The sequence below is a fragment of the Pseudoroseomonas cervicalis ATCC 49957 genome, assembly GCF_000164635.1.
Taxonomy (GTDB): domain Bacteria; phylum Pseudomonadota; class Alphaproteobacteria; order Acetobacterales; family Acetobacteraceae; genus Pseudoroseomonas; species Pseudoroseomonas cervicalis.
Map to the genome: position 1 here is coordinate 16,860 of NZ_GG770781.1, position 9,346 is coordinate 26,205.

The 9,346-nt window shown below is 70.2% G+C and carries 10 protein-coding genes; 9 read left to right on the plus strand and 1 reads right to left on the minus strand.

Translation table 11 applies throughout. From position 1 onward, the window contains the following. The first annotated feature begins 334 nt into the window (after window positions 1-334). The 5 genes from HMPREF0731_RS15280 to HMPREF0731_RS15300 all read left to right on the plus strand — a co-directional run bounded on the left by HMPREF0731_RS15280 (window position 335) and on the right by HMPREF0731_RS15300 (window position 5,566). A complete protein-coding gene (locus HMPREF0731_RS15280; RefSeq protein WP_040613664.1) occupies window positions 335-913 on the plus strand; it encodes a GbsR/MarR family transcriptional regulator in 579 nt (192 codons plus the stop codon). A 6-nt stretch (window positions 914-919) separates the two neighbouring features. Next, window positions 920-2,263 (plus strand): cytochrome ubiquinol oxidase subunit I, encoded by a 1,344-nt coding sequence (locus HMPREF0731_RS15285; protein ID WP_007005069.1) that lies wholly within the window; start codon window positions 920-922, stop codon window positions 2,261-2,263. 12 nt (window positions 2,264-2,275) lie between these two features. Then, window positions 2,276-3,289 (plus strand): cytochrome d ubiquinol oxidase subunit II, encoded by a 1,014-nt coding sequence (locus HMPREF0731_RS15290; RefSeq protein WP_007005070.1) that lies wholly within the window; start codon window positions 2,276-2,278, stop codon window positions 3,287-3,289. Window positions 3,290-3,453: 164 nt separating this feature from the next. Next, window positions 3,454-4,704, plus strand: coding sequence for a cytochrome P450 (locus tag HMPREF0731_RS15295; protein ID WP_245538342.1), 1,251 nt, complete (start codon window positions 3,454-3,456; stop codon window positions 4,702-4,704). Further along, window positions 4,694-5,566, plus strand: a complete 873-nt coding sequence (locus tag HMPREF0731_RS15300) for a glucose 1-dehydrogenase (protein ID WP_040613591.1) — start codon at window positions 4,694-4,696, stop codon at window positions 5,564-5,566. The genes HMPREF0731_RS15295 and HMPREF0731_RS15300 overlap by 11 nt, the downstream gene beginning before the upstream one ends. Window positions 5,567-5,603: 37 nt before the next feature. Here the strand turns inward: HMPREF0731_RS15300 and HMPREF0731_RS15305 are convergent, their stop codons facing one another. Further along, a complete protein-coding gene (locus HMPREF0731_RS15305) occupies window positions 5,604-7,016 on the minus strand; it encodes a protein adenylyltransferase SelO (protein ID WP_007005073.1) in 1,413 nt (470 codons plus the stop codon). A gap of 154 nt (window positions 7,017-7,170) precedes the next feature. Here HMPREF0731_RS15305 and HMPREF0731_RS15310 point away from each other — a divergent pair, with 154 nt between their 5' ends. From HMPREF0731_RS15310 to HMPREF0731_RS15325, 4 genes are all read left to right on the plus strand, one after another. Then, window positions 7,171-7,599, plus strand: a complete 429-nt coding sequence (locus tag HMPREF0731_RS15310; protein ID WP_040613593.1) for a PaaI family thioesterase — start codon at window positions 7,171-7,173, stop codon at window positions 7,597-7,599. An 81-nt stretch (window positions 7,600-7,680) separates the two neighbouring features. Beyond that, the gene (locus tag HMPREF0731_RS15315) at window positions 7,681-8,358 is read left to right on the plus strand and encodes a 3-oxoacid CoA-transferase subunit A (RefSeq protein WP_007005075.1); all 678 of its coding nucleotides are present in this window, start codon (window positions 7,681-7,683) and stop codon (window positions 8,356-8,358) included. Next, the gene (locus HMPREF0731_RS15320; protein WP_007005076.1) at window positions 8,355-9,023 is read left to right on the plus strand and encodes a 3-oxoacid CoA-transferase subunit B; all 669 of its coding nucleotides are present in this window, start codon (window positions 8,355-8,357) and stop codon (window positions 9,021-9,023) included. The genes HMPREF0731_RS15315 and HMPREF0731_RS15320 overlap by 4 nt, the downstream gene beginning before the upstream one ends. A 121-nt stretch (window positions 9,024-9,144) precedes the next feature. Continuing rightward, on the plus strand, window positions 9,145-9,345 hold the full coding sequence (locus tag HMPREF0731_RS15325) for a hypothetical protein (protein WP_040613595.1): 201 nt from the start codon (window positions 9,145-9,147) through the stop codon (window positions 9,343-9,345). The last annotated feature ends 1 nt before the right edge of the window (window position 9,346 follow it).

The following is a 9,346-nucleotide window of genomic DNA, read 5'->3' on the forward strand; positions in this document are numbered from 1 at the left end:
CGGCGAGGCCTGCGGGCGCTGCCACCGGCACCAGCAGGGCGAGGGCGGCGAGGGAGGCCTGGCTGGCGGCCGGGCGGCGGGCCGGTCGGGAAGCGGGCAAGGGTGGCTCCTGATACTAAGAATCGTTCGCATAAAGAGAGCGCGGGCGCGGCCGCCTCGCAAGCGCTTGATCACCCCCTCCGGCGGATCAGCCGGCAGTGTTGCAAATGAGTCGCATTTGTAGAGAGAGCGGGGGCTTGGCGGGCTGCGAAAGCCCTTGCCGTCCGGAAACTTGCGCTATATCAATTTTCAGCTTTTCCTGAAATTACCGAATCAGCAGGATGTGCAGGACACCATGAACCTCCCCCCGATCGCCCAGGCCTTCGTGCTGCATTTCGGCGAGATGGGCAGCCGCTGGGGCATCAACCGCACGGTGGGCCAGATCTACGCCCTGCTCTACGTCTCGCCGGCGCCGCTGAACGCCGAGCAGATCGTGGAGGCGCTCGGCGTCTCGCGCTCCAACGTGTCGATGGGGCTGCGCGAGCTGCAGGCCTGGAACCTGATCATCCCGAAGCACATCCCGGACGACCGGCGCGACCATTTCACCACGCCGGACGATGTGTGGCAGATTTTGCGCACGCTCGCGGAGGAACGGAAGAAACGCGAGGTGGACCCGACGCTCTCGGTGCTGCGCGAACTGCAGATGCAGCATCCGGGCAGCGAGCCGGAGCGCTTCGCCCAGGCCCGCATCGCCGAGATGCACGGGCTGATCGAGCAGCTCACCACCTGGTACGAGGACGTCAAGCGGCTGGAGACCGAGCGCCTGGCCTCGCTGCTGGCGCTTGGCGCCAAGGTGACCCGGCTGCTCGAGGCCAAGGACCGCATCGTCTCCCTCGGCCGCCCGCGGCGCGGCCAGTCCGATCCCGTGGAGTGAACCGCCATGGACCCGCTCATCCTCGCCCGCATCCAGTTCGCGGCGAACATCTCCTTCCATATCCTGTTCCCCACCGTGACCATCGCGCTGGGCTGGGTGCTGCTGTTCTTCAAGCTGCGCTTCAACCGCACCGGCGACGAAGCCTGGATGGACGCCTACCGCTTCTGGGTGAAGGTGTTTGCGCTCTCCTTCGCCCTCGGCGTCGTCTCCGGCATCACCATGAGCTTCCAGTTCGGCACCAACTGGCCGGGCTTCATGCAGCATGTCGGCAACATCGCGGGGCCGCTGCTGGCCTATGAGATCCTGACCGCCTTCTTCATGGAGGCCACCTTCCTCGGCATCATGCTGTTCGGCTTCCGCCGCGTGCCGGGCTGGCTGCACACGCTGGCCACCGTGCTGGTGGCGGTCGGCACCACGCTCAGCGCCTTCTGGATCCTGGTGCTGAATTCCTGGATGCACACGCCGCAGGGCTTCGAGCTGCGCGACGGCATCGCCCACGCGACCGATTGGTGGGCGATCGTCTTCAACCCCTCCATGCCCTATCGCCTGACGCATATGCTGCTGGCCTCGGCGCTGACCGTGGGCTTCCTGGTCGCCGGCCTCTCCGCCTGGCGCTGGCTGAAGGGCGACCGCGCGCCGGGCGTGCGCGTGGCGCTGCGCACCGGCATCGTCATGGCCGCGCTGCTGGCGCCGCTGCAGGCCTTCGTCGGCGACCTGCACGGGCTGAACACGCTGGAGCACCAGCCGGCCAAGGTCGCGGCGATGGAGGGCAACTGGACCACCCAGGGCCGCGTGCCGCTGCTGCTCTTCGCCGTGCCGGACGAGGCGGCGCGCGAGAACCGCTTCGAGATCGGCATCCCGCTCGGCGCCAGCCTGATCCTGAAGCACGACCCGAATGGCGTGGTGCCGGGCCTCGACCAGTTCGAGGGCAACCACCCGCCGGTCAAGCCGGTCTTCTACGCCTTCCGCGTGATGGTCGGCACCGGGCTGCTGATGATCGCGGTCAGCGCCAGCGCGGCCTTCCTGCTGTGGCGTCGCGGCACGCTGCCGGTGCTGCTGCTGCGCGTGCTGGCCGGCATGAGCTTCGCCGGCTGGGTGGCGACGCTCGCCGGCTGGTATGTCACCGAGATCGGCCGCCAGCCCTGGCTGGTGCAGGGCGTGCTGACCACGGCGCAGGCCGCGGGGCCGGTGCCGGCGGGCAATATCGGCCTGACCCTCGGCATGTATCTCTCGCTCTACGCCGTGCTGCTCGCCGCCTATATCGCCGCGCTGTTCCGCCTGGCGCGCAAGAGCCGCGCCAAGCCCGAGGCGGGGCTGCCGGATGGCGCGCTCGCCGCGCGCGCCAGCTGAGGAGATGGCCGCATGACCCCCTTCCTTGACCCCGAGCTGCTGCCGGTCGCCTTCGCCGCGCTGATGGCGCTCTCCGTCCTCGCCTATGTCGTGCTGGACGGCTTCGATCTCGGCGTCGGCCTGCTGCTGAACGCGACGGCGGAGGAGGCGGAGCGCGACCGCATGATCGCCTCCATCGGCCCCTTCTGGGACGCCAACGAGACCTGGCTGGTGCTCGGCGTCGGCCTGCTGCTGGTGGCCTTCCCGATCGCGCATGGCGCCATCCTGACCGCGCTCTACCTGCCGGTCGCGGTGATGCTGGCCGGGCTGATCCTGCGTGGCGTGGCCTTCGAGTTCCGCGCCAAGGCGGCCTCCGTCATGGGCAAGCGGCGCTGGGACCACACCTTCTTCGCCGGCTCCCTGCTGGCGTCGCTGGCGCAGGGCTGGATGCTCGGCCGCTATGTGCTGGGCTTCGCCGAGGGCTGGGCGGCGCAGGGCTTCGCCGCGCTCTCCGCGGTGGGGCTCGCGGCCGGCTACGCCTTCATCGGCGCCTGCTGGCTGATCTGGCGCACCGAGGGCGCGCTGCAGCGCCAGTCCGTCGCCTGGGCGCGCGCCACGCTCTGGCTTCTGGGCGCCGGCATTCTCGCGGTGTCGGTCGCGACGCCGATCGCCTCGCCGCGCATCCTGGCGCGCTGGTTCGAGATGCCCAACCTCGTGCTGCTGGCGCCGCTGCCGGCGACCACCTTCGTGCTGCTGCTCGGCCTGCACCATCTGCTGAAGCACCTGCCGCTGCAGAATGACGCGCTGGAGACGCTGCCCTTCTGGGGCGCGACGGGGCTGTTCGTGCTGTCCTTCACCGGGCTCGCCTGGTCCTTCTTCCCCTATATCGTGCCGGAGCAGCTGACGCTGTGGCAGGCGGCGGCGGCGCCGGAGAGCCTGACCATCATCCTGGCGGGCGCGCTCTTCGTGCTGCCGGTGATCGCGCTCTATACGCTGCTGGCCTGGAAGATCTTCGGCGGCAAGGCGGCCGATCTCCGCTACGACTGAGGTTCCTGCGTCTCATCGCAGGGTGGCACGGCCCGGGCAGCGCAGCCCGGGCCGTTTGCATGCGGGCCCGCGGCAACCCCGCCGGGCCGCGCCGGTTCTCCTGGCAGAGATCGGACGGAGGCCGCATGCGCGACATCCCGCAGGATCCCGCCCTGGATGCGTCGTTGGCGCTGCTGGAGGAGGGCTACCGCTTCATCGGCGATCGCTGCGATCGCTTCGGCAGCGACATCTTCGCCGCGCGGATCATGCTGACCAAAGCGATCTTCCTGCGCGGCGCCGAGGCTGCGTCGATGTTCTACACGCCGGGCCGCTTCACCCGCGTCGGCGCCATGCCGCAGACGGTGCTGCGCCTGCTGCAGGACAAGGGCAGCGTGCAGATGCTGGATGGCGCCGCGCATCGGCATCGCCGCGCTGCCTTCCTGTCGTTGATGGACGAGCCCTCGCTGCGGCGTGCCACCACGCTCCTCGAACAGCACTGGCGCGGCGCGCTGCCAGGCTGGAGCGCTGCGGGGGAGATCGTTCTGCTGGAGGCGATGTCGCCGGTGTTGACGCGCACCGCCTGCGACTGGGCCGGGCTGCGCCTGCCCGAGGAGGAGATCCAGCCTCTGGCCACCGAGCTTGCCGCCATGGTGTCGGAGGCTGGCCGTATCGGACCGCGCCAGTGGCGCGCCCTGCGCCTGCGCCGCCGGGCGGAACGGCGTGTCGCCAAGGCCATGCTGGCGCAGCGGGCTTCCGGCGATGTGGCGCCGGGCAGCGCTTTGGAGGCCTTTCTCCAGCATCGCGACCTGAAGGGCGAGCCGCTTCCTCCCGAGGTGCTGGCGGTGGAGATGCTGAACATCCTGCGCCCCATCCTGGCTGTCGGCCGCTACATGGTCTTCGCGGCTCTGGCACTGCATGACCATCCGGCCTGGCGGGCACGCTTCGCCAGCGGCGACGAGACGGAGCTGCCGCACTTCGTGCAGGAGGTGCGGCGTTTCTACCCGTTCTTCCCGGCCATTGGCGGTCGTGTGCGGGAGTGTTTCACCTGGCGCGGCCATGACTTCACTGCCGGCGACTGGGTGCTGCTGGATCTCTACGGCACAAACCATGATGCCCGCCTCTGGCCGGAGCCGGAGCGGTTCCGGCCGGAGCGTTTCCGGAATTGGTCCGGCGATGCGAACAGCCTGATCCCGCAGGGCGCTGGCGACCGTATCGCCGGGCATCGTTGCCCCGGCGAGGATCTGACCATTCTGCTGGTCATGCAGGCGGTGCGGCTGCTGTCACGCATGCGCTGCGTGTTGCCACCCCAGGATCTCTCCATCGACCTGGCAACGATGCCCGCTTCCCCGGCCAGTGGCCTGGTGCTGGGCGAGATCTCGCCCGAGCTGCCACCGCTGCGCCTGACCCTTCATGCAGGAGCCCACAATGCCGCTTGATCCGACCCAAAACCATCCGACCCCGCCGCAGCCGAGGCAGCAGCAGGAGCCGCCGGGCACGACGCCCGAGATGCAGCCCAAGCCCGATCACGGTGAAGGCTCCTATCGTGGCAGCGGCAAGCTTAATGGACGCGCGGCGCTCATCACCGGCGGCGATTCCGGCATTGGCCGCGCTGTCGCCATTGCCTATGCGCGCGAAGGCGCGGATATCCTGATCTCCTATCTGGAGGAAGATGAGGATGCCGAGGAGACGGCGCGCTGGGTGCGCGAGGCCGGGCGCAGGGCCGTGCTGGTGCCGGGCGACGTTTCGCAGGAAGCCCATTGCAACGGCCTGGTCGACCGCGCCATGCAGGAATTCGGCCGGCTCGACATCCTGATCAACAATGCCGCGTTCCAGCGCACCCATGAGAGCATCGACGAGATCAGCGCAGAAGAATGGGATGCGACCTTCCGCACCAACATCCACGCGCACTTCTATCTGGCCAAGGCCGCGTCGAAGGTCATGCAGCCGGGGAGCTCGATCATCGGCACCAGCTCGATCAACGCCAAGGACCCGTCGCCCAGCCTGCTGGCCTATGCGACGACCAAGGGCGCCATCGCCAACTTCACCGTGGGACTCAGCCAGATGCTGGCCAAGCAGGGCATCCGCGTGAACAGCGTGGCGCCGGGGCCGATCTGGACGCCGCTGATCCCCTCCACCATGCCGCCCGACAAGGTGGAGAGCTTCGGCAAGAACACGCCGCTCGGCCGCGCCGGCCAGCCGGCGGAACTGGCCGGGCCCTTCGTGCTGCTGGCGTCCGATGAGGCGAGCTACATGACCGGCGTGGTGCTGCCGGTGACCGGCGGCCGCCCGATGTGGTGAGGTTCCGGCCGGCGGGGCGCGCCCCGCCGGCCGCGTCTCAGCCGGCCTCGCGCAGCAGCGTGATCTCCGCCATCTTCGCCTCGAACAAGCTCCAGTCGTCGTGTTCGGCGATCGGTGCCCAGAGCGCCTCCACCTCGTCGATCAGCAGCGTCACCGGCCGGGCGCGGCGGAAATAGGTATGCTCCAGCCGGGCCGGATTTTCTGCGTCGTAGCGCGTCAGCAGCGCGTGCACCGGGGCGAAGGCCTCGCTGCCATAATGCACAGCGGAGGGGCTGCGCGCCGCGCGCGCCTCGCTGAGCAGCCCGCCCTGCCAGTCGAACACCGCCTGCTCGAAGGGCGCCTGGCTCTGCTGCAGGAATTTTTCCAGGGTGGCGACCAGCTCCATATCGGCCTCGCTGCCGCGCGGCCGCAGGCCGAGGCGCTTCAGCCAGGCCGCGCTCCAGGCCGTGCCGAAGCAGCCCGCGAAGCCATCCAGCACGGCCTCCAGCTTTTCCAGCGGCGCCAGCGGCAGCAGGCATTCCGCCAGCCGCGCCAGGTTCCAAAGCAGCGTCTGCGGTTGCCGGCCATAGGCGTAGAGTCCGCCATGGTCGAAATAGGCGGCGGTGAAGCCGGGATCGTAATGCGGCAGGAAGCGCCAGGGGCCGTAGTCGAAGCTCTCGCCGGTGATGTTGATGTTGTCGGTGTTCAGCACGCCATGCACGAAGCCCGCCGCCATCCACTGCCCGCCGACGCGCGCCACGCGCCGCATCACCGCCTGCAGGAAGGCCAGCGCCTGGGCTTCCTCGCCCTCCGCGCCCTGCGCCTCGGGCAGGTAGTGGCGCAGGCAATGCGCCAGCAGCGCGCGCAGCCCCGCCTCGTCCCGGCGATAGGCCAGGCGCTGGAAGGTGCCGATGCGCAGATGCGAATGGTTCAGCCGCACCAGCACGGCGCTGCGGGTGGGGGAGGGCTCGTCGCCGCGCACCAGCTGCTCGCCGGTCTCGACCAGGCTGAACGGCTTCGAGGTGTCGACGCCCTGCGCCTCCAGCAGCGAGGCCGCCAGCACCTCGCGCACCCCGCCCTTCAGCGTCAGCCTGCCATCCGCGCCGCGCGACCAGGGCGTCTGGCCGCTCCCCTTGGTGCCGAGATCGAGCAGGCGGCCTTGCGCATCCTCCAGCTGGGCGAAGAGGAATCCGCGGCCATCGCCGAGCTGCGGGTTGAACTGGCGGAACTGGTGGCCGTGGTAGCGCAGCGCCAGGGGCGTGTCGAAACTGCCGGGCAGCGGCGCGAAGCCGGCGAAATGCTGCAGCCACTCCGCCTCGCTCAGCGGGCCGAGGCCGAGCGCCTCTGCCCAGCGCTGGTTGCGGTAGCGCAGGATCTGCCGCGGGAAGCGGGCCGGCGCGACACGGTCGAAGAAATCCTCGCCGAGGGCGGCGTGGACCTGGCTGGGGCGGTATTCGGGGGCGAAGGGCATGCACCGATCTAGGCGCTCCGGCGCGCGGTTTGAACCAGCGGCCTGCCTTCTTGACGCGCCCGCCGGCCGGCTCATACTCGACCGAAGGCGCGGAATGCTATTCCGCAAGGCAGAATTGCGATGGAGATCCGCATGCCCCTCCGCAGGCCGCGCCATGGCGGCTGACACCCCGCCCAGCGGCGCCGGCGCCGCGGGATGGCGCCTGGCGCCGGGCAACGAGTTCCTCGACCTGGTGGGCCCGCTCTGGGCGCGCAAGGAGGGGGATGGCTGGGCCTATGGGCTGCAGACCAAGCCGCACCATGCCAATGGCCGCGCCATCGTGCATGGCGGCCTGCTGGTGACGCTGGCCGACAACGCGCTCGGCATGACGGTGTGGGAGGCGACGGGCCGCCAGCCCGCCGTGACCATGCAGCTGAACACGCATTTCCTCGCCACGGCCCAGCCGGGCGATTTCATCGAGGCGCGCGCGGAGATCCTGCGCCGCACGCGCAGCGTCGTCTTCGTGCGCGGTGTGCTCAGCGTCGGCGACCGCCCCATCCTGGCGGCCGACGGCATCTGGAAATTGCTGAACAGCGGCGGCTGAACACCCGCCGACAAGGACCAAGAGGCCGGCGGGCAACGCCCCGACCGGCCCGCAGAGACACGGGAAGGGGAAGCGCATTCCATGCTGGACAGGCGCGTCGAGACATTCGCGGAAGCCATCGCCGGGATCGGTGACGGCGCCACCATCCTGCTGGGCGGCTTCGGCGGCGCCGGCACGCCGCTCGGCCTGATCGCGGCCATTCACGCCGCCGGGCTGCGCGAGCTGACGGTGGTCTGCAACAATGGCGGCAGCGCCACGGCCGATCTCAGCCTCTGGCTGGCCGCCGGGCAGGTGCGCAAGCTGGTCTGCTCCTACCCGAAGTCGAAGGCCAACACGACCAGCAGCTTCAGCGACCTCTACCGCGCCGGCAAGATCGAGCTTGAGCTGGTGCCGCAGGGCACGCTGGTGGAGCGCATCCGCTGCGCCGGCGCCGGGCTGGGCGGCTTCTTCACCCCCGTCGGCGCCGGCACCGCCCTGGCCGAGGGCAAGGAGACGCGGCTGATCGGCGGACGGGAGCATGTCTTCGAGACACCGCTGCCCGGCGATGTCGCGCTGCTGCGCGGGCGGCAGGCGGACCGCCTGGGCAACCTCACCTACAACAGGACGGCGCGCAACTTCGCCCCGGCCATGGCCACTGCGGCGAAGCTCGTGGTCGCCGAGGTGGAGGAGTTCGTCGAGCTGGGCGCGCTCGATCCGGAAAGCGTGGTGACGCCGGGAATCTTCGTCGACCGCGTGGTGCGCAGGGAGGCGCCGCAATGAGCCCGACCACTCCGTTGAGCCGCGAGCAGATCGCCCGCCGCGTCGCCCGCGCCATGCCGGATGGCGCCTTCGTCAATCTCGGCATCGGCCTGCCCGACATGGTGCCGGACCATATCCCCGACGGCATCGAGATCTTCCTGCACAGCGAGAATGGCGTGCTGCATATCGGCCCGCGCCCGCCGCAGGGGCAGGAGGATTGGGACCTGATCAATGCCGGCAAGCAGCCGGTGACGCTGCGCACCGGCGGCAGCTATTTCGACAGCTCGCTCAGCTTCGCCATGATGCGCGGCGGGCATCTCGACATCTCCGTCCTGGGCGCCTTCCAGGTGTCGGAGCGCGGCGATCTGGCGAATTGGAGCACCGGCACGGGGGACGGGATTCCCGCGGTCGGCGGCGCCATGGACCTGGCGGTCGGCGCGCGGCAGATCTGGGTGATGATGGAGCACACTGCGCGCGATGGCGCGCCGCGCATCCTGCGCCAGTGCCACTACCCGCTGACCGCGCGGGGCGTGGTGAAGCGCATCTTCACCAACCTCGCTCTGCTCGCCGTGACCGAGGCGGGCGTCCTGGTCGAGGAGATCCTGCCTGGCCTCAGCTTCGAGGAATTGCAGGCGCGCACCGAGGCGCGGCTGACCCCCGGTGCCATGCAGCCCCTGCTGGGCTGACGCTCTGTCGCCGCGGGCGGGGCGCAGGGACCCGGCGCGGGCATGGCGGCCATCCCGCGGCCGCCCTTGCCCCGCGCCGCGGAAGCGCGCAGATGGGCGGCACAAAAGCGGGAGGAACCCCATGTCGGACATGGACAAGCTGCGCATGCTGCGCCGCTCGGCGCTCGAGGCGCGCCGGCTGCATATTTCCCACGCCCTCGGCACCGGCCGGCCGCCGGCGAGCACCGGCCGCCTCTCCGGCTTGCAGCGCATGATCGCGCGGGTCGAGCAGGCGCTGGGCCAGCGCCCCGCCGGACGGAACGGGAAGCCGCGCGGCGCCTGAG

Excerpts from the sequence above, each read along its gene's own strand:
- HMPREF0731_RS15305 (WP_007005073.1), bottom strand. The coding sequence starts at position 7,016 with ATGCCCTTCGCCCCCGAATACCGCCCCAGCCAGGTCCACGCCGCCCTC.
- HMPREF0731_RS15320 (WP_007005076.1), top strand. The coding sequence starts at position 8,355 with ATGAGCCCGACCACTCCGTTGAGCCGCGAGCAGATCGCCCGCCGCGTC.
- HMPREF0731_RS15280 (WP_040613664.1), top strand. The coding sequence starts at position 335 with ATGAACCTCCCCCCGATCGCCCAGGCCTTCGTGCTGCATTTCGGCGAG.
- HMPREF0731_RS15290 (WP_007005070.1), top strand. The coding sequence starts at position 2,276 with ATGACCCCCTTCCTTGACCCCGAGCTGCTGCCGGTCGCCTTCGCCGCG.
- HMPREF0731_RS15300 (WP_040613591.1), top strand. The coding sequence starts at position 4,694 with ATGCCGCTTGATCCGACCCAAAACCATCCGACCCCGCCGCAGCCGAGG.
- HMPREF0731_RS15285 (WP_007005069.1), top strand. The coding sequence starts at position 920 with ATGGACCCGCTCATCCTCGCCCGCATCCAGTTCGCGGCGAACATCTCC.
- HMPREF0731_RS15315 (WP_007005075.1), top strand. The coding sequence starts at position 7,681 with ATGCTGGACAGGCGCGTCGAGACATTCGCGGAAGCCATCGCCGGGATC.
- HMPREF0731_RS15325 (WP_040613595.1), top strand. The coding sequence starts at position 9,145 with ATGTCGGACATGGACAAGCTGCGCATGCTGCGCCGCTCGGCGCTCGAG.
- HMPREF0731_RS15310 (WP_040613593.1), top strand. The coding sequence starts at position 7,171 with ATGGCGGCTGACACCCCGCCCAGCGGCGCCGGCGCCGCGGGATGGCGC.